The sequence below is a fragment of the Chryseobacterium hagamense genome (assembly GCF_007991455.1).
Classification (GTDB): Bacteria; Bacteroidota; Bacteroidia; order Flavobacteriales; family Weeksellaceae; genus Chryseobacterium; species Chryseobacterium hagamense.
Window position 1 is genome coordinate 173,541 of the sequence record NZ_BJYJ01000004.1, and the last position, 18,287, is coordinate 191,827.

17 protein-coding genes and 1 pseudogene are annotated in these 18,287 nt (G+C 41.1%); 11 read left to right on the forward strand and 7 right to left on the reverse strand.

Going from position 1 to position 18,287, the window contains the following annotated elements; genetic code table 11:
• Window positions 1-8 precede the first annotated feature (8 nt).
• The 4 genes from CHA01nite_RS06770 to CHA01nite_RS06785 are packed head-to-tail and all read right to left on the reverse strand — an operon-like array spanning window position 9 to window position 3,705.
• Window positions 9-2,456, reverse strand: coding sequence for a bifunctional UDP-N-acetylmuramoyl-tripeptide:D-alanyl-D-alanine ligase/alanine racemase (locus tag CHA01nite_RS06770; RefSeq protein ID WP_146940549.1), 2,448 nt, complete (start codon window positions 2,454-2,456; stop codon window positions 9-11).
• Window positions 2,457-2,759, reverse strand: coding sequence for a type II toxin-antitoxin system RelE/ParE family toxin (locus CHA01nite_RS06775; protein WP_146940550.1), 303 nt, complete (start codon window positions 2,757-2,759; stop codon window positions 2,457-2,459).
• Entirely contained in the window at window positions 2,740-3,060 is a 321-nt protein-coding gene (locus CHA01nite_RS06780; protein WP_146940551.1) for a hypothetical protein, read from the reverse strand. The genes CHA01nite_RS06775 and CHA01nite_RS06780 overlap by 20 nt, the downstream gene beginning before the upstream one ends.
• Before the next feature lie 60 nt (window positions 3,061-3,120).
• Entirely contained in the window at window positions 3,121-3,705 is a 585-nt protein-coding gene (locus CHA01nite_RS06785) for a thymidine kinase (protein ID WP_146940552.1), read from the reverse strand.
• A gap of 60 nt (window positions 3,706-3,765) precedes the next feature.
• Between CHA01nite_RS06785 and CHA01nite_RS06790 the strand changes: the two genes are divergently transcribed.
• The 4 genes from CHA01nite_RS06790 to fabG all read left to right on the forward strand — a co-directional run bounded on the left by CHA01nite_RS06790 (window position 3,766) and on the right by fabG (window position 8,269).
• The gene (locus CHA01nite_RS06790) at window positions 3,766-5,184 is read left to right on the forward strand and encodes a DUF8457 domain-containing protein (protein WP_146940553.1); all 1,419 of its coding nucleotides are present in this window, start codon (window positions 3,766-3,768) and stop codon (window positions 5,182-5,184) included.
• A gap of 8 nt (window positions 5,185-5,192) precedes the next feature.
• Complete coding sequence (gene rsmI / locus CHA01nite_RS06795; RefSeq protein ID WP_146940554.1) at window positions 5,193-5,867, forward strand: 16S rRNA (cytidine(1402)-2'-O)-methyltransferase; 675 nt, start codon at window positions 5,193-5,195, stop codon at window positions 5,865-5,867.
• Window positions 5,868-7,343, forward strand: coding sequence for a WG repeat-containing protein (locus tag CHA01nite_RS06800; protein WP_146940555.1), 1,476 nt, complete (start codon window positions 5,868-5,870; stop codon window positions 7,341-7,343).
• Between the two features lie 182 nt (window positions 7,344-7,525).
• Window positions 7,526-8,269: a 3-oxoacyl-[acyl-carrier-protein] reductase gene (gene fabG / locus CHA01nite_RS06805; protein WP_146940556.1), complete on the forward strand. Its 744-nt coding sequence runs from the start codon at window positions 7,526-7,528 to the stop codon at window positions 8,267-8,269.
• Between the two features lie 84 nt (window positions 8,270-8,353).
• Here the strand turns inward: fabG and CHA01nite_RS06810 are convergent, their stop codons facing one another.
• On the reverse strand, window positions 8,354-9,394 hold the full coding sequence (locus CHA01nite_RS06810) for a GMP reductase (RefSeq protein ID WP_146940557.1): 1,041 nt from the start codon (window positions 9,392-9,394) through the stop codon (window positions 8,354-8,356).
• A 155-nt stretch (window positions 9,395-9,549) separates the two neighbouring features.
• Here CHA01nite_RS06810 and CHA01nite_RS06815 point away from each other — a divergent pair, with 155 nt between their 5' ends.
• Genes CHA01nite_RS06815 through CHA01nite_RS06825 form a run of 3 tightly spaced genes read left to right on the forward strand, consistent with a single transcriptional unit; the run spans window position 9,550 to window position 11,996 of the window.
• Window positions 9,550-10,377, forward strand: a complete 828-nt coding sequence (locus CHA01nite_RS06815) for a prolipoprotein diacylglyceryl transferase (RefSeq protein WP_228458357.1) — start codon at window positions 9,550-9,552, stop codon at window positions 10,375-10,377.
• Window positions 10,346-10,582 carry a hypothetical protein gene (locus tag CHA01nite_RS06820; RefSeq protein WP_146940558.1) on the forward strand — a complete coding sequence of 79 codons (237 nt, stop codon included), beginning with the start codon at window positions 10,346-10,348 and terminating at the stop codon, window positions 10,580-10,582. The genes CHA01nite_RS06815 and CHA01nite_RS06820 overlap by 32 nt, the downstream gene beginning before the upstream one ends.
• 10 nt (window positions 10,583-10,592) lie before the next feature.
• Window positions 10,593-11,996: a radical SAM protein gene (locus CHA01nite_RS06825; protein WP_146940559.1), complete on the forward strand. Its 1,404-nt coding sequence runs from the start codon at window positions 10,593-10,595 to the stop codon at window positions 11,994-11,996.
• Between the two features lie 170 nt (window positions 11,997-12,166).
• Here CHA01nite_RS06825 and surE read toward each other — a convergent pair whose 3' ends face one another.
• Entirely contained in the window at window positions 12,167-12,937 is a 771-nt protein-coding gene (gene surE, locus CHA01nite_RS06830) for a 5'/3'-nucleotidase SurE (protein WP_146940560.1), read from the reverse strand.
• Between the two features lie 407 nt (window positions 12,938-13,344).
• Between surE and CHA01nite_RS06835 the strand changes: the two genes are divergently transcribed.
• The 3 genes and pseudogenes from CHA01nite_RS06835 (at window position 13,345) to rhuM (CHA01nite_RS21020) (ending at window position 16,646) form a co-directional block, all read left to right on the forward strand.
• The gene (locus CHA01nite_RS06835) at window positions 13,345-15,474 is read left to right on the forward strand and encodes a carboxy terminal-processing peptidase (RefSeq protein WP_146940561.1); all 2,130 of its coding nucleotides are present in this window, start codon (window positions 13,345-13,347) and stop codon (window positions 15,472-15,474) included.
• Between the two features lie 337 nt (window positions 15,475-15,811).
• Window positions 15,812-16,404: pseudogene (gene rhuM, locus CHA01nite_RS21015) on the forward strand (RhuM family protein).
• A 2-nt stretch (window positions 16,405-16,406) separates the two neighbouring features.
• Window positions 16,407-16,646 (forward strand): RhuM family protein, encoded by a 240-nt coding sequence (rhuM, locus tag CHA01nite_RS21020; RefSeq protein ID WP_307725980.1) that lies wholly within the window; start codon window positions 16,407-16,409, stop codon window positions 16,644-16,646.
• 63 nt (window positions 16,647-16,709) lie between these two features.
• On the opposite strand, the gene CHA01nite_RS06845 is transcribed toward rhuM (CHA01nite_RS21020), so the two are convergent.
• Window positions 16,710-17,213 (reverse strand): superoxide dismutase family protein, encoded by a 504-nt coding sequence (locus CHA01nite_RS06845; protein ID WP_146940562.1) that lies wholly within the window; start codon window positions 17,211-17,213, stop codon window positions 16,710-16,712.
• 146 nt (window positions 17,214-17,359) lie between these two features.
• Here CHA01nite_RS06845 and CHA01nite_RS06850 point away from each other — a divergent pair, with 146 nt between their 5' ends.
• Window positions 17,360-18,262 (forward strand): AraC family transcriptional regulator, encoded by a 903-nt coding sequence (locus CHA01nite_RS06850; RefSeq protein ID WP_146940563.1) that lies wholly within the window; start codon window positions 17,360-17,362, stop codon window positions 18,260-18,262.
• The last annotated feature ends 25 nt before the right edge of the window (window positions 18,263-18,287 follow it).

Genomic DNA, 18,287 nt, shown 5'->3' on the forward strand with positions numbered 1-18,287 from the left:
TGTGTGACTTAATCTTTTATATAAATCCGTTTTACACGGGGCGAAATAGAAGTAAGGACTTCATAGGTTATCGTTTGGCAGTAGGTCGCAAATTCTTTTAAAGTGGGCTTCGCATTAAATACCGTTACGGCATCACCTTCTTTCACATGGGGAATGTGATCGACATTGATCATCATCATATCCATGCAGATGCTTCCGACAATGGGGGCAAGGGTCTTGTTGATTCCAACGTTTCCTACCTGGTTTCCGATCAGTCTCGGGATTCCGTCTGCGTATCCCACGGGAATCGTGGCTATTTTGGTCTGATGGCCTGCTTTAAAGCGGCGGCTGTAACCTACTGATTCTCCGTTTTGAACCATTGAGATCTGGGAAATGACGGTTTTGAAACTGACGACAGGCCGCAACTGCTTCTGTATTTCACTATTTGGTGATTCTCCCAGCATTCCGATGCCGATTCTTACCATGTCATACTGGTAACCGGTGTAAGAAGTAATTCCCGAAGAGTTCAGGATATGCCGGATCGGAACATAACCCAGTTTTTCTATAATAGACGATGAATTCTTTTCAAATGTTTTTAATTGATTCAGGGTAAATTCTTTTTCTTCCGGTATATCGGAAGAGGAAAGGTGGCTGAAAATACTCTGTACCTTAACGTTCATTGAATTTAAAGTAAGGCTTAACTGATCCAGCTCATCTTCTTTAAAACCAAGGCGGTGCATTCCGGTTTCCAGCTTAAGGTGGATGGGATACTCCTTATCGTAACCGGATTTCCGGACGGCATCATAAAATAACTCCAGTACACGGAAACTGTAGATTTCCGGTTCCAGGTTGTAGGCAATGACGGTTTCATAACTGTGCTGCTCAGGATTCATCACGACGATCGGTACGGTAATCCCTTTTTTCCGGAGTTCCACCCCTTCATCTGCAAAAGCAACCCCTAAATAATCAATATGGTGATGCTGCAGAAACTCGGAGATCTCATAACTTCCCAGTCCGTAGGCATTGGCTTTTACCATGGCCATCATTTTCGTGGAAGGTTGAAGCAGGGATTTATGGTAATTGATGTTGTGGAGAATGGCGTTTAAATTGATCTCCAGTACTGTATCATGCTTTCTCAGTTCCAGGATCTCTTTCAATCTTTCGATTTCGAATTTTCTTGCACCTTTTAATAAAACAAGTTGGTTCTCCAGTTCATTAAGGTGTCTGCTGTCAATAAGTTCCCGGGTACTGATGAAAGTAAAGGTTTCAGCTTCAAATAATTCACTGAATTTTGATATTTCATTTCCGATCAGGAATACCGAATTAAATTGCTGTTCGTTGACCAGATCGGAAACTTCTTCATAAAGTTCTTTAGAATTGGAATTTACTCCCAGGATGTCGGTCAGTACCAGAGACTTTTTCGGCTTTTTGTATTCGTTAAGAAATTGGAGCGCTGTCTTCAGGGAATCGAGATCCAGATTGAAAGAATCGTTGATAACGATATTGCCCCTTACGCCTTCGATGGCTTCAAGCCTCATTTCAACCGCCTTCAGCGCATTGATTTTTTCAACGATCTCCCGGTTGCCGATATTCAGTTCCTTTAAGACCGTAATAAGTGCCAGAACATTGGTTAATGTCGCTTCGTCTCTCTGATGTACGGGGAATGAAATTTCTTCTCCGAAATAATGCACCACCACGTCTTCATTTCTTTGAAGGCTGTTTTTATAGTAAACCTGGTTGTATTCTTTAAAACCGTAAGCGATTAATTTTTTGCCGGAATACCGTTCTTTTATTTTTTTCCCGACCAGAGGATGATCGCCGTTGTAAATAATCACTTCTGAATTGATGAAGAGTTTAATCTTTTCGTCAATCAGTTGTTCTTCTGAGCTGAAGTTCGCCAAATGGGCCGTCCCGATGTGGGTAAGCAGGCCGATCTGCGGATGAAAAACGGATTCCAGTATTTCCATTTCTTCCGGTTTGGAAATCCCGACTTCAAAAATTCCGAGTTCATGGGAATCATTAATTTGAAGAAGCGAAAGGGGAAGCCCGATCTGCGAATTGAAACTTTTGGGGCTTTTTACGGTAGGAAACTCATTCCAGAGACATTGATACAGCCACTCTTTTAAAATCGTCTTTCCGTTGCTGCCGGTAATTCCGATTGATTTCAAACGGGAATGTTCAAAATGGTACCGGGCTAATTTCTGAAGGAATACCACCGAATTCTCTACAATGATCCAGGTAACATTTTCAAACTGCGGATCATGGTGCTCGGAAATAATAATATCGATGCCGCGGTCTATGGCCGCTTCAATAAATTTTTCGCCGGAATTTTTGGAGGTATTGATCGCAATGAAAGCCGTGTTTTTGGTAGAATAAATAATCCGGCTGTCGAAAGCGATATTCCGGATGATTAAACTTCCGTTCCCTACAATTTCTGCATTGGTAATCCTTGCAATAGCTTCTGCTGTATAATTCATTTATAAATCGTCTATGATAAATTTTTTGTCTTCGTCCTGATAATTATTATACAAGCGTAGTATTTTCAGAGAGTCAGGTTCTAATTTGTAAATAAGGGTCGTTTGTTCTGCAATTAGAAGCTTATAATAATTGGGAAACTTTTCCAGCTTCTGAAAAACTGCTTTCCGGTCGAGAATCAATTCTATTGTATGGTTTAGATTAATCATAAAGCTCCGGTATTCCCTGTAAGAAAACCTGGTTCCGATATAATCTTCAATCTGCTCCAGATCCTGTACTGCAAATCTAGACCACCTTATTTCCATATTTCTTTATAAAGCGTTCTCCGGAAATTTTCATGACTTTATCGTGGGAATAAAAAATACCTTTTTCGAAATCATTTTCGGCTTCTTCAAGAGATTGAAGGAAGGATTTTTCAGGCTCAATGATCTCCGCAATTTTCAGCAGCTCTTCCGGAAGAAATTTTTTCTCTTTCATTTTCCGGAAAAAGGTAGGTTCGGAAATCCCGCTCTTTTCAATAATGTATTTCATTTTGAACGGCGAATTTTTCAGAATCTCATCAATGGAATTGCTGATTTTTATATAATTTTTGATTTCCAATATCATTTTCCGATAGTTTTTACTATTAAATTTTAAGCAAAAATACGGATAAAATTTGATATCGAATCAGTTTTTATCCAAAACTTCATCTACGAAAACCCTCCGGCTTACGGCTTCGTAAGCTTCTGTTTCTCCGAGCTCTACCAGGTCTTTGCCTTCGGAAATCCTCATGGAATAATTGGCCAGGTTTCCGGTTCTTCTGCAGATGGCGTGAACCTTTGTTACATATTCCGCAGTAGCCATCAGGTTGGGCATGGGACCGAAGGGTCTTCCCAGGAAATCCATATCCAATCCGGCGATCACCACCCGGACACCGCTGTTGGCAAGCTGGTTGGCAATATATACAATGCTTTCATCGAAAAACTGGGCTTCGTCTATTCCTACGACGTGGCAATTTGAGGCCAGAAGGAGGATCTCGCTGGGGTTTTCCACCGATGTGCTCCGGATTTTGTTCTGGTTGTGGGAAACCACGTCTTCTTCCGAATATCGCGTATCCAGTTTCGGTTTAAAAATTTCCACGTTCTGCCCCGCCATTTCAGCTCTTCTCAGCCTCCGGATCAGCTCTTCGGTTTTTCCGGAAAACATGGAGCCACAAATTACTTCCATCCAACCGCTTTGTTTGGAATGATTAATTGTATTTTCTAAAAACATTTGTTAAATTAGCCGTATATTTTCAAGATCAAAAGTAAGCAATTTTAACAAGATTCTTCTATGCAGAACATCCAAGATTTAAAGGAAAAGATATTTTTTGAATCCAGGAATATCATTGGTATTCTGGACAAAATAAGCCATGTAGACGAACTTTCGTCCAAGCTGGATCTGGTAGAAGAGCTGGCCGAAAGAATTTCTTTCCTGCGTTTGCTGGAAAAAAATATCGCCTATTTCGGAAATGAAAATTTTTCGCCGGTTCCGGAAAATAACGAAAATTTTTACCGATCTGCTGAAAATAGTGAAGTAACGGAAGAAGAAGCCATCTTTAACAATGAGCTGAATGAAATCAATGAAAACAGATCCGGCAATTATTCCGGCCAGGTGACTGAGGAAGAAGCTGTTTTCAATAATCAGTTAAATGAAATTGTAGAAGAAGAACTTCACGAAACTTTAGTTAATTTTGCAGAGGAGAATAAAGAAGCGGATCTTCAGGAAGTGCTGAATGAAAATGCAGACATTTTTAACGGTCAGCCGGATGAAAACAGTCCATCGGAAAGTCCCGATTCCAACAAAGAACCGGTTCATTTTTCAGAGGAAGAAAAAACGCCTGCAGATCTTGAGGATGAGACCCGGGATGAAATATTCCATGAAAAAAAGACGGAGGAAGAAGCTGTTTTCAACAACCAGTTGAATGAAATTGATGAATTTGAAAATGAAATTTCCGATAATGACGGGGAAATTTCAAATTCCTTTGAGGAAGAAGAAAGAATCCTGAACAATTTTGAATCTGCTTCGGAAAAGAAAGAATATCCGAATGAAGAATCCCATAATCCGTTGTTTTCATCCCAGATGATGGAACAGGGAGAAATGGCCAGCGATACTTCCGGCGCAGAAAATATCATAAACGATCTTAAAAATGAAGCGTCAGAGGAGGAAAGACAGAAAGAAGCTGCTTCGGAAGAGCATGACAGAAGAGCGGTTTCAGACTTTGGAACGCCGGTTTCTGAGGTGAGAGAAGAAAGAAAACCGGATGAAAGCTTTGAAAGCCTGGAGGCATACAATGCCTATAATCATGAGAGAAAGATAAAGCTGGCCAACATCAGAGGCCTGAAAGCCGTACAGTCTTTTTTTGATGAAGAACATCCGGAAAGGGAACATCCGGAAGAAAAATCTGTTCCCGCAGAAAAAAAAGAAGAAACGGGAAGCATTTTAAAAACCAATATTCCGACGGATTTTATGGAAGCGGAAAAGAAAAAACCTGAGTTTAAACTGGATTTGAATGACAGGATTGCCTTTTCCAAAATGTTATTCGGAGGAAGCCAGTCTGAACTGAATGAAGTGGTTGCCAATCTCAACAGCTTTAAAACCCTGGAAGAGGCGAAAGAATATCTGAGTGACCTCTATTATTCCAGAAAATGGAACAAGGTGGATGAATATGCCCAAAGGCTTTGGATATTGGTAGAAAATAAATTTTTATAAACTTAATTTTGAGCGGAATCCTATATTTTGTTCCCACACCGGTCGGGAATCTGGAAGATATGACCTTCAGAGCGGTAAATGTCCTGAAAGAGGTTGATTATATTTTGTGTGAAGATACCCGAACTTCAGGTATTCTTTTAAAACATTTCGAGATTTCAAAGCCCTTGAAATCCTATCACCTGCATAATGAGCATCAGGCCACTGAAAAGGTGATTACTGATCTTCAAAACGGCCAGAACATTGCCATCATTACCGATGCCGGAACTCCCGGAATTTCAGATCCCGGTTATCTGCTGGCAAAAGCCGGCTCGGACCATCACATTGAAATGATCTGCCTGCCCGGTGCTACGGCCTTTGTTCCGGCACTCGTGGTTTCGGGACTGCCGAACAATGAATTTCTGTTTGCCGGATTCCTGCCCCAGAAAAAAGGCCGTCAGACCAAGCTGAAACAGCTGGCAGAAGAAAAAAAGACCATCGTTCTGTACGAAAGTCCGCATAAGATCAATACGACCCTGGAACAGATCAGGGAATTCTTCGGTGAGGAAACCAAAGTAAGCCTGAGCCGCGAAATCTCCAAGAAATTTGAAGAGACCAAACGCGGAACAATTCTTGAACTCATTGAATTTTCAAAAAGCAAAACCTTAAAAGGCGAAATCGTCCTTATCGTAAATAATTCCATTTAATTGAAAAAATTAATTTTCGTGCTGTTTTCGTCGGTCTGTTTGGGACAGACGGACCAGTACAAGCAAATCCTGTTAACCAAAAAATTGGGTAAAGAAGTCCGTTCCTATTCAAAAGGTTACGGCATATTTACCGATGCCGGAACCGGAAGGTCAGGAATTGTAGATTCGTTGGGTAATATCACGTTCAATTATCCGGTAAAAAGCGAAATTTCCCCTCTATGGAAGAACAGGTTCGTTCTGAAAGTAAAAGCCGGGAAAGCAAATGGAAAAACAGCTGTTATTGATGCTGGCGGAAAAGAGATTATCCCGATGGATCTGTTCAGATTCAGGACCTGGGAAAATAAAGACCGTATGATCTATACCAAAAAGGGAAAAGACAGGGTCTATGATTTTAACGGTAAAGAGATCATTCCTTTTTCAGAAAAGATCGTATTCGGAAGCGAGAACAGGTTTTTCGTGAAAAATGGCGGGGTCTGGATAATTTACGATTTCAATGGAAATAAAGTTTCCGAACGTACGTTTACCGATGATTTACGATTTTACAAAGGCAGGGCCTATCTTACGAAAGGAGAGAAGTCCGGTGAGGTGATTGATAACAACGGCAGAACCATCAGTACCATTTCCGGTCATAATGTAGATAACATTAATGCTTTTCCTTATCTGATTACTCTGGATGCCTCAAAAGAAAGATATGGCATCATCGATGAAAACGAAAAGGTGATTGCCGATGAAATATACGAACAGGCTTTTGTAGGCAGGGAATATATTTACCTTACCAAAGACGATAAAGTAAGTATCTTTTCAAAGAAGGAAGGGAAGTTGTATGATCTTGATTATCATTACGTAAACCCTGTTTTCAACGGTCTTTTCAAAACGTCGCAGGACCAGACAAATCCAAAAACGGCCGTCGTGCGTCTGAACGGAGAAATTGTTTTTCCAAAAGAATACGACCGGGTGGAAGGGCTTACCATTTCCGGCGAAAAATACCTCTATCTGAGAAAGGATGACGAAGAGAAAATTTTAAATAAGGATTTAAAAAACATTCTGGACGATACATACGGAATAGAAAAAATATTTCCCCATACCCTTATTCTGAACAAAGAAGATCGGTATTATACATTTTCTCCCAAAAACGGAATTTACCGGGAACTGAAGACCCTCAAAGAGGTCAGGGAATCAGAACTTTATCCTGAACTCGTCGGGAAAAACAACGATGATCTGTACGGAATGATGGATGAAAACGGCAACGAAATCGTTCCCTTCGTATATGATGATATTACCACTTTTCTGGGAGCCAACGAGTTTGTCGTAAAGAAGAATAACAAGTTTGGGGTAACCAACCATCAGAATGAGCCGTTGACCGAAATAATTTATGATAAATTTCTTCATGAGAAGAAAGGCATCCTGCTTACGAAAGGCAAGGATTCTGAGTTTATTTACTTCACGGAACAGAAAGACCGAAATTTTACCGATTAAGAAACCGCAATGATTTTATGACAAAAAACAGTTGAAAAGTTTTGCTAAAAGAATGATTTAAAATGTAATGAACAACATTTTGTAATATCTTTGCGCACTGTTTTATTTCTGTAGAGCCGATACGGTATACCGGCCGGTTTTCAGGAAGTAAATGGATTATAAAGTAAATAATTGTCATATATATGAAACTATTAGAAGGAAAAGTAGCGCTAATAACGGGAGCTACAAGAGGAATCGGTAAAGGAATTGCTGAAATGTATGCTCAGCAGGGCGCAAAAGTAGCTTTTACCTATGCCGGATCTGTAGACAAAGCTAGGGAATTAGAAGCAGCTTTAAGTTCTGTAACGCAAATTAAAGGCTACCAGTCGGATGCATCGGATTTTGATGCTGCCCAAACTTTAGTGGATGATGTAATCGCTGAGTTTGGAAAAATTGATATCCTGATCAACAATGCAGGAATTACAAAAGACAACCTGCTGTTGAGAATGTCCAAAGAAGACTGGGACAAAGTAATCAATATTAATCTGGATTCGGTATTCAATCTTACTAAAGCGGTCATCAAGCCGATGATGAAGGCCAAAGCAGGATCGATTATCAATATGACTTCGGTGGTAGGTATCAGCGGAAATGCCGGACAGGCCAACTATGCGGCTTCAAAGGCTGGCGTGATCGGTTTTACGAAATCGGTTGCTTTGGAATTAGGTTCCAGAAATATCCGTTGCAACGCCATTGCTCCGGGGTTCATCCAGACTGAAATGACGGATGCTCTGGATGACAAAGCCAAAGAAAAATGGAATGAATCCATCCCGATGAAAAAGCTTGGCCAGACTCAGGATGTGGCCAATGCCTGCGTATTTTTAGGAAGTGACATGGCTTCTTATGTTACCGGCCAGACTTTAAATGTAGACGGAGGCTTATTGACTTAAGAATTTTTTTAAATAAAATATAAAACAGAGATCCGTCACTGCGACGGATTTCTGTTTTCAGTGTATTGAATAGATCAATGTATTTTAATCGTTAAATACCTGATTTTCCTGCTCCTGAACCCTGATGAATGTGGTTCTCTTCGACAGTTCCTTCAGCTTTGAAGCCCCGACATAGGTACATGTGGAACGTACGCCGCCGAGGATATCTTTCACCGTTCCGGAAACCGGACCTTTATAAGCGACTCTTACGGTTTTTCCTTCGGAGGCACGGTATTCTGCAACACCTCCTGAGTGCTTATCCATCGCAGTCTTTGAGCTCATACCGTAGAAAAGTCTGTATTTCCTGCCGTTCTCTTCTACCATTTCGCCTCCGCTCTCATCATGTCCGGCAAACATTCCTCCCAACATTACGAAGTCGGCGCCTCCGCCGAAAGCTTTGGCCACATCACCCGGAACCTTACAGCCGCCGTCTGCGATAATATGGCCACCCAGACCATGGGCGGCGTCCGAACATTCGATAATTGCGGAAAGCTGGGGATATCCCACTCCGGTTTTTACCCGCGTCGTACAGACCGAGCCGGGACCGATGCCAACTTTAATGATATCGGCACCTACCAGCAGGAGTTCTTCTACCATTTCCCCGGTGACCACATTTCCGGCGATGATAATCTTATCCGGAAAATCAGTCCTGGCTTTCTTGACGAATTCAACAAAATGTTCGGAATAGCCATTGGCTACATCGATGCAGAGAAACTCGATCTCCGGATGCAGTCCAAGGATTTTTCCCAGCTTTTCTTCGTCCGCTTTCCCTGTTCCGGTACTTAAGGCTATATATTGATGGATCTCTTCTGGCTGGCTGTTTAAAAATTCAGTCCATTCCTCAACAGAATAATGCTTGTGAATAGCCGTAATGATTTTTTCCTTTGCCAGTTCCACCGCCATCTCAAAAGTTCCCACCGTATCCATATTGGCCGCAATCACCGGGATTCCTTTCCATTTTTTATGAGTATGCTTAAAGGTAAATTCTCTTTCCAGGTCAACTTCCGAACGGGATTTCAAAGTAGAACGTTTCGGGCGGAACATTACATCTTTAAATCCCAGTTTAATATCATATTCTATTCTCATATTTGGAAAATTATTTTACTTAAATGTATGAAAAAACTTTGACTGAATCCTTTCAGACCAGAATTGAATTTCAAAAAAAGCATGCTTAATGCCTTAAACAATTATTTGCGGAAGCACTTAATCCATCATAAATTCCCCTAAAAATTCCGGCTACAATGCTGTCGGTTTTAATTAAAAGCAATACTTTTGAAACCATGGATTTTCCGGTAACCTTTCATCTTTTTGGCAAAACCGTACTTGCCCATCCGCTTTTTGAAGGATTGGGGATGTTTATCGGGATGCGCTGTTATTTTTATTTAAAAAGAAAATCCGCAGAAAAAGTTTCCTTCAATATTTCGGCTGCTGTTTTAATCGGAGCAACGGCAGGGGCTCTGTTCGGTTCTAAACTGATTGGCAACCTGGAAAACCCATACAAATTGTATGAACATTTCGACTTTAAGACGATCTGGACCAACAATACAATTGTCGGGGGACTGGCTTTCGGCCTGATAGGCGTGGAACTGGCCAAAAAAGCGGTCGGCCATAAGGAAAGCACCGGTGATCTGATTGTCTTCCCATTGATACTGGCCATGATTATCGGAAGGATCGGCTGCTTCCTTACCGGAATTTACGAAGAAACGTACGGTGTTCCCACCGGTTTTATCTTCGGAATGCATCTCGGGGACCAGTACCTGAGACATCCCGTAGCATTGTATGAAATTGCTTTTCTGATTATCCTCTGGGTTATTTTAACAATTCTTCAAAGGAAGAAAGTATACCCTTCCGGTTTTGTCTTTCAGATCTTTATGCTGAGTTACTTCAGCTTCAGGTTCCTGCTGGACTTTATAAAGCCAAGGCTGGAAATTATCGGAAATCTGGGAACCATTCAGATCGTATGTATTTGTGTAATTATTTACTACATTTATAAAATAAAAAATACGGTCCGTATTAATCACCATAAAAACGAAATTTATGAAAACCCTGACCCTGTTGGAAGTCGGTGACCTGGGAGGCCTGGTCCTGATAATCATTCTCATTATCCTGTTTGTGGCTTCCATTTTTTCCCTGATCGTCACTTTTATTGTCAAATCGATTTACGAATCAAAAGATAACCGGAAATTTTCCGGGAAACAGTTTGCTCAGACCATGCTGATCTGCCTGCTGCTTTGTGGTTTGATCAGCGGACTTATTTGCGGAGGGGGAATTTAAACTGAAAATTATGCCGGTAAGAAATTATACGTATTACGATTACACCATCAGTTTGTGCCCGGAATGCCTGAAAAGGGTAGGTGCCAAAATTATCATTGAGGATGAAGCGGTTTTCATGACGAAAAGATGCCCGGACCACGGGTTTTTCAAAACGAAAATTGCTTCCGATATCCATTATTACAAAAATATCAGGAACTACAACAAAGCTTCTGAAATGCCCGTACATTTCGGAACGGAAGTATTATATGGCTGTCCTTATGATTGCGGTCTGTGTGTAGACCATGAGCAGCACAGCTGTCTTTCCATTGTTGAAGTAACGGATCGCTGCAACCTGACCTGCCCGACCTGCTATGCCATGTCTTCGCCGCATTACGGAAGCCACCGGAGCCTGGAAGAAATCGAAGCAATGTTCGATATTATCGTTAAAAATGAAGGAGAGCCCGATGTGGTTCAGATCAGCGGAGGAGAGCCGACCATCCATCCCGAGTTTTTTAAAATCATGGATATTGCCAAATCGAAGCCCATCAAGCATCTGATGCTGAATACCAATGGGGTAAGGATTGCAAACGATCCCGGATTTGCCGAGAAGCTGGCGGCCTACGCCCCGGAATTTGAGGTCTATCTCCAGTTTGATTCCTTTAAACCGGAAGTGCTGCAGGATTTCAGGGGGAAGGATCTTACCGATATCCGCATGAAAGCTCTGGAGAAACTGAATGCCCTGAACCTTTCGACCACATTGGTGATCGTCCTGCAGAAAGATAAAAATATCGATGAGATTGGTAAAATCATTGAATTTGCCTTAAAACAGAAATGTGTCCGTGGGATTACTTTTCAGCCGGTGGAAATTGCCGGAAGAAACCGGGAAGATTCGGCACATGAGAAAATAACGCTTACCGAAGTACGGCAGGAAATCCTGAACCAGTTTCCGCTCCTGAATTCCGATGATCTCATTCCGGTGCCGTGTAATCCCGATGCTTTAGCAATGGGCTATATCCTGAAGCTGGAAGGGGAAACCATTCCTCTGACCCGGTACATCAACCCTGCTGATCTGCTGAATAATGAGACCCGCAATACCATCGTTTACGAACAGGACACCGGATTGCAGATGCAGCTGCTGGATATTTTCAGCACGGGGATTTCCGTAGATAAAGTACAGCCCAAAGTCAACCAGTTATTGTGCTGTCTTCCTGAAGTTTCGGCGCCGAACCTGGATTACGACAACCTGTTCCGGATCATCATTATGAATTTTATGGATGCCCATGATTTTGATGTTCGTGCCGTTAAGAAATCCTGTGTCCATATCGTGAATAAAGATCTGAAGCTGATTCCTTTTGAAACGATGAACCTTTTTTACCGGGATGATAAAAGCAAATACCTGGAAGAATTGAGACGGGAGGATAAGGTGTTGTTTTAATACAGGTTCCGGCTAAGCCGATCATCGTGCACGGTAAGGTAAACAGGCCAAAGCTCATGCCTAATGATGTCATATCTTTTTAAATAGAAAATCCCAAGGAATGATGTGGAAATCTGTGAAATCCGTAGGAAAAAATTAAGGCGTAAATTTTTACGCCTTATCTATTTTTGTTAATCAAATTTCATTACTTCATTCAGCGTATTCATATACTCATAAGCAGTAAGGTCAAACTTTACCGGGACAATGGAAATATATCCGTTGGCCAGAGCCGTTTCATCGGCATCTTCGGATTCATCCATATTGTTGAAATAGCCGGTCAGCCAGTAGTATTTTTTGCCATGTGGGTTTACCCTTTCGTCAAAGCTTTCTTCCCATTTGGCATGGGCCTGCTTGCAGACCTTAACGCCTTTGATTTCTTCTTTCGTAAGCTTCGGAATGTTGACATTGAGAACGATTCCTTTCGGCATCGGATTTTCCAGTGTTCTTTTAACGATATTCTGAATGTATTCTTTGGCCTGGGTAAAATCGGCTTCCCAACTGAAATCCAGCAGCGAAAACCCGATCGCAGGAAGATTTTCCACACCGGCTTCCACAGCGGCAGACATTGTCCCCGAATAGATCACATTAATGGATGAATTCGCCCCGTGGTTGATCCCGGACACCACGATATCCGGCCTTCTCGGCAAAATTTTATCGAGTGCCATCTTTACACAGTCTACCGGTGTTCCGCTGCAGGAAAAATCAGTCTGCGGGCCGTCCAGATGGACTTCTTCATAGCTTAGGGTAGAGTTGATGGTAATGGCATGGCCTTTACCGCTCTGTGGAGAATTGGGCGCTACCACCACTACTTCTCCGATTTCATTCATAAAACTGACAAGATTTCTGATACCCGGCGCTGTAATTCCGTCGTCATTCGTTACCAGAATAAGTGGTCTTTCCATATACATTTTTAATTTTAACAAATATACTATAAAAGCTTTTCTTTAAAAACCTTTGTATTTAAATATTATCTGAACATGTACCGAATCTCTCTACACAAATCTTACCAAAATATATACGGGTAATAGCCGGGAATAGTATGCCCGTATGTACTCGTTTGTTTTCATATTTTTATTTAAAATACAAACCAAAAAACATCAGTCATAAGTTTTTACGTTTATGATTTATTCTCTTAATTCCGGATTTTAACAGTCTGAATTGATGAAATACCGTACTATTGATAAAATCTCTTAAAAGTAATTGATAATTGCAAATAAGGTATTAAATTTGATAGTTTGTAACGATGCCGGAAAATCGGCGACCTATCAAACAAACTTTTTAGAAATTAATAAAAATACATGACAGATTTATGTGGAAAAATTTTAAGCTAAATAAATTTTTACTCCTGATTCCATTAACAAGTCTAATGTTTTGTTTCAACTCGCCAAAGAATGATGACGAAAAGATGCAGACGATAATGGTGAGCGTAAAAAATACACTTTCTTATTTACACTACAGCCCGAAACCGATTAATGATGCTTACTCCAAGGATGTTTACAAGCATTATTTCGAATTGGTGGATCCGGGTAAAAGATACTTTATTCAGTCGGATATGGATGAATTCGGCAAGCATGAAACCAAGCTGGACGACTATATCAACCAGGGCGATCTTACGTTTTATAAACTTACCATCGACCGGCTTTACCAGAGGGTAGACGAAATCGATAAAATCACACAGGACATCTTCAGCAAACCGATTAACCTGGAAGAAGATGAAACACTGGTTTTAGAGCCGAAAGTGAAGAAAGTTCCGGCCAACAAACAGGAACAGTACAATGAATGGAAAAAGTTCATCAAATACAACATCCTCCAGGAAATTGAGTCGATGAACAGCAAGGAAGAAGCGCAGAAAGAAAAGAAGGATTCCGTACAGAAATACAACCTGAAAGATACCATCAAATATCAACCTCTCGCACCAGACCAAAAGCTGAAAAAAGCGACCGATGAGGTGAAGGATCTGGTAAAAGAAACCTTTACAAGATTCAAGAAAAGAAAGAAAATGGACTGGTTTACGGTCTATATGAATGCCTATACCGAAGTTTTCGATCCGCATACCAATTATTATTCCCCTAAGGATAAAGAGGATTTCGATACCAACTTCACCGGAAAAGTTATCGGGATCGGAGCGATCATTCAGGAGAAAAAAGGAAATCTCTATCTGGGTGCCCTTACGATCGGAGCACCGGCGTGGAAATCGAAGCAGCTTTCAGAAGGGGACAAGATCCTTAAAGTAAGATCCAAACCGAAAGAAGATGCCGTGAACGTCGTAGGAATGCTTTCTGACGAAGCAGTACGTTTGATCCGGGGGGAAAAAGGTACACCGGTAACCCTTACCGTTCAGAAGAAAGACGGGACAATCAAGGATGTAACCATGCTTAGGGAGGAGGTAGCCATTGAAGATACTTTCGCAAGGAGTATCGTGGTAAACTCGCCGAACGGCAAAAAATACGGATTCATCAATTTACCGAGCTTTAATGCCGATTTTGAAAATCCGAACGGCAGAAATGCTTCGGACGACATTAAAAATGAGATTGTTAAGTTGAAAGCGCAGGGAATCCAGGGAATTGTGCTTGATCTAAGAAACAACGGAGGAGGATCTTTAACGGAAGTAGGGGATATCATGGGACTGTTTATGCAGGCCGGACCTTATGTTCAGGTAAAAGACGGAAACGGAAAAATACAGACCCTAAAGAATAAGAATGAGACACCGGTATGGACAGGTCCGTTGGTGATTATGCAGAACGAATTGTCTGCTTCGGCATCGGAAATCTTAGCTGGAGTGATGCAGGACTACGGAAGAGCCATGATCATAGGGTCGCCTCAGTCTTTCGGAAAAGGAACCGTACAGACCTTCGTAGACCTGAACCGGTTCTTAAATACGGAAGATGATTTCGGATCCCTGAAACTGACCATCCAGAAGTTCTATAGAATCACAGGAGAATCTACCCAGAGAAAAGGAATTGTGTCCGACATTCAGATGAAAGACTTCTTTACCTATGCTGAGGTTGGAGAAAGATATGATGATTATGCGCTTGCCTGGGATAAGATTCCTTCCACCAGCTTCCAGAAACTGAATTATTTCAATATTCAGGCACTGGAAAAAGCCAGCAATGACCGGATGGCGAAGAATGCGAAATATCAGCTTTTATTGGAGTCGGCACAGTGGAGAGAGAAACTGGATAAAGAAGAAACCATCACTTTGAATATCAATAAATTCAATGAACTGATGAAGCAGAGAAAAGCGCAGATTGACAAATTCAAGTCGTTGACGAAATTTGAAAACGGACTTCAGTTTACCCTGTACCAGAACGAAATCGAAAGGGAGAAAAAAGATGAAGCCTTCAAGAAGAAATCCGAAATCTGGATTAAAAACCTTAAAAAAGACCTGTACCTTCAGGAAGCAATGAACATTATTGCCGACATGAGCGCAAAGTCTTAACATACAAAACCGCTGATGATAGTCAGCGGTTTTTTTTATGTCCGGTAATAATCTGCTTTTATTCAGAGAACTTCTTATATTTGAATCATCATAAAAACATAAAATAGCAGAATAACAGATGGAAAACAATTAGAAAATTTATCGGATTTTATATTTTATCAGTCGCAGGATGATAAAATAAAAGTACAGGTAATAGTATAAAAAGGATGAAACGATCTGGGCATCGCAAAATTCAATAGGAGCCGTTTTTAATACCTCAAAACAAAATATTAGTTATCACTTATCCAACATTTTTACATAAGAAGAGCTTGAAGAAAATTCAGTTGTAAAAGAAATTTTGACAACTGCATCCGATAATAAAAAGTATAGGACAAAATTTTACAATCTTGACGCCATTATTTCCGTAGGATATCGTGTAAATTCTTATCAGGCCACCCAATTCAGAAAATGGTCAACTTCTGTTTTATAAGAGTACCTGATTAAAGGATTTGCTTTAGATGATGAACGGTTGAAACAAGGGAATCAGTTATTTGGTAAAGATTATTTTTCAGAATTACTTGAAAGAATCAGGGAGATCCGCGCAAGTGAACGACTGTTTTACCAAAAGATTACGGATATTTATGCTACAGCTATTGATTATGATATTCAATCGCCTCTTACTAAGGAATTTTATGCAACGGTACAGAATAAACTTCATTGGACAATTCACAACCATACAGCGGCAGAACTCATCAGTCTCAGAGCCGATGCTGCTAAACCAATATGGGACTTACCTCCTGGAAAAATGAAAAGAGTGGAGGTAAAATATTGAGAACTGATGTTTCTGTTGCTAAAAACTATTTGAATGAAGATGAATTGAGAGAACTCAATACTATCGTAACCATGTACCTGGATTTTGCAGTGAATAGGGCCAGGAGACAGAATGAATAAAAATGATAGAGTGGATCAGCAGGCTGGATAGTTTCCTTTCCTTTAACGAATATGATCTATTGAAAGATTCCGGTAAAGTATCTTCTTCCATAGCTAAAAAATTGGCAGAAACGCAATACGAAAAATTTAGAACCGTTCAAGATAAGGAATACAAATCTGATTTTGACAGAATGATCCACTCAACAAAGATTTCAGATAATATCCCAAAAACTTTGAAAACCGGAAAAAAGGGAAATGTTTGAAAGGTTTTGGCTTAAAATAAAAATCGCTAATACTATTAGCGATTTTTATTTAAAGTGAATTGACTACTTAATCTCCACACATCCCACTCTTCCTCCGGCATTTCCCGTCGGCTGCGTATGGAAATCATCGGCTGCAGCATGAATGATCATTCCTTTTCCGATAATGTTTTTGGAAGCATCTGTACAACCCAGGCACCATTTGCTGGTCTTGAAGGTCAGCATTGCATTTCCGCTTCCGTCAGCAGTAAGGTTTCCGATATCACCCATGTGGAAGTGTTCGGCACCCCATTTTCCGTGATCGTCTTTGGCCGGGTTCCAGTGTCCTCCCGTAGACGTTCCGTCAGCCGCTGAGCAGTCTCCTTTCTCATGGATGTGTACGGCATGGATTCCCGGCGTAAGATTGGTTACGGCAAGCTTCATGATGACCTCATCTCCTTTCTGGGTAAATTTGGCGGTTCCTCCTGTTTGGGTGTTGCTTTTGGACAGTACCGGATACGTGTTTGTGGTTCCGCAGGAAACCGCAAAAAGAGCGCAGCCTGCCAATAAGGCTAATGTTTTACTTTTCATTGTTTAAATGTTTTAAAGTGATTGCAGGATAAATTTAATAAAGATTTAGCGAAAAGTTTCACAATCCGAGGATTTTTTACAGAATAGCAACAAAAGGCAAGTTAATTTATTCCGGACTTAATACATTTGCAGCAAGCGCCTGAAACGTGGAAGAATATAAAAAGAGAATTGTAACAGCCATCCGATATATCGATGACCACCTGGACGCCGAACTGTCTCTGCAGAAAATTGCTGAGGTCGGAGCGTATTCACCGTTTCATTTCCACAGGATTTTCAGGCTGGTTACCGGCGAAACGGTTCAGCAGTACATCAACAGGAAAAGAATGGAGCGATCGGCGTTTTACCTGGCTTTGAGGAAGCCGCTGAGCCTGAAGGATATTTATCTCCAATTCGGCTTTTCAAGCCATTCTACGTTCACAAAGAACTTCAAAAAACATTACGGGCATTCCCCTTCCGCATTCAGGAAATCTGCGCCGGAGAACTTTCATCAGATCCGTTTACAGGAAAGCAGGAACGGACAAGCCGATACGGTTTTCAGCACCTATCTTTGCCATATCGAAAACCTGATCAACTGGACAGAAATGAATTTAAAAATTAAAGTTACCGAGCTTCCTGAAATGAATCTGGCTGCCGTGATGAGCCTGGGAATTGCCCATGTGGAATCTTCTTATACCCTTCTGACCGACTGGGCAAAGGAAAACAATCTTTTTCCCCGGGAAAATATAAAGATGGTCTCGGTGTACCACGACAGTTTTAAAGTGACGCCTCCGGATAAAGTAAGAATCCATGCCTGCATGCTTTTGGATAAAAAACTGGAAAAGCAGGAAAGCGAAATATTTGCCGAAACCATTGGGGCCGGGAAATTCATCGTCGGAAGCGGGGAAGTCACCCTGGATGATTTCGAGAAAAGCTGGGTTTCCCTTTTTCTGTGGATGAAAGAGAACGGTTACTCCGTACGTAAAGCTTTCCCGTTTGAAATCTGCCATACCAATTTCAAAGAACATCCCGAAGGCAAAATGACCGTGGATTTCTGCATTCCGGTTGATTAACCTTATGAAACCGTAAATGGTCAAT

Excerpts from the sequence above, each read along its gene's own strand:
- CHA01nite_RS06770 (WP_146940549.1), bottom strand. The coding sequence starts at position 2,456 with ATGAATTATACAGCAGAAGCTATTGCAAGGATTACCAATGCAGAAATT.
- CHA01nite_RS06775 (WP_146940550.1), bottom strand. The coding sequence starts at position 2,759 with ATGGAAATAAGGTGGTCTAGATTTGCAGTACAGGATCTGGAGCAGATT.
- CHA01nite_RS06780 (WP_146940551.1), bottom strand. The coding sequence starts at position 3,060 with ATGATATTGGAAATCAAAAATTATATAAAAATCAGCAATTCCATTGAT.
- CHA01nite_RS06785 (WP_146940552.1), bottom strand. The coding sequence starts at position 3,705 with ATGTTTTTAGAAAATACAATTAATCATTCCAAACAAAGCGGTTGGATG.
- CHA01nite_RS06790 (WP_146940553.1), top strand. The coding sequence starts at position 3,766 with ATGCAGAACATCCAAGATTTAAAGGAAAAGATATTTTTTGAATCCAGG.
- fabG (WP_146940556.1), top strand. The coding sequence starts at position 7,526 with ATGAAACTATTAGAAGGAAAAGTAGCGCTAATAACGGGAGCTACAAGA.
- CHA01nite_RS06810 (WP_146940557.1), bottom strand. The coding sequence starts at position 9,394 with ATGAGAATAGAATATGATATTAAACTGGGATTTAAAGATGTAATGTTC.
- CHA01nite_RS06815 (WP_228458357.1), top strand. The coding sequence starts at position 9,550 with ATGCTGTCGGTTTTAATTAAAAGCAATACTTTTGAAACCATGGATTTT.
- CHA01nite_RS06820 (WP_146940558.1), top strand. The coding sequence starts at position 10,346 with ATGAAAACCCTGACCCTGTTGGAAGTCGGTGACCTGGGAGGCCTGGTC.
- CHA01nite_RS06825 (WP_146940559.1), top strand. The coding sequence starts at position 10,593 with ATGCCGGTAAGAAATTATACGTATTACGATTACACCATCAGTTTGTGC.
- surE (WP_146940560.1), bottom strand. The coding sequence starts at position 12,937 with ATGGAAAGACCACTTATTCTGGTAACGAATGACGACGGAATTACAGCG.
- CHA01nite_RS06835 (WP_146940561.1), top strand. The coding sequence starts at position 13,345 with ATGTGGAAAAATTTTAAGCTAAATAAATTTTTACTCCTGATTCCATTA.
- rhuM (WP_307725980.1), top strand. The coding sequence starts at position 16,407 with ATGATAGAGTGGATCAGCAGGCTGGATAGTTTCCTTTCCTTTAACGAA.
- CHA01nite_RS06845 (WP_146940562.1), bottom strand. The coding sequence starts at position 17,213 with ATGAAAAGTAAAACATTAGCCTTATTGGCAGGCTGCGCTCTTTTTGCG.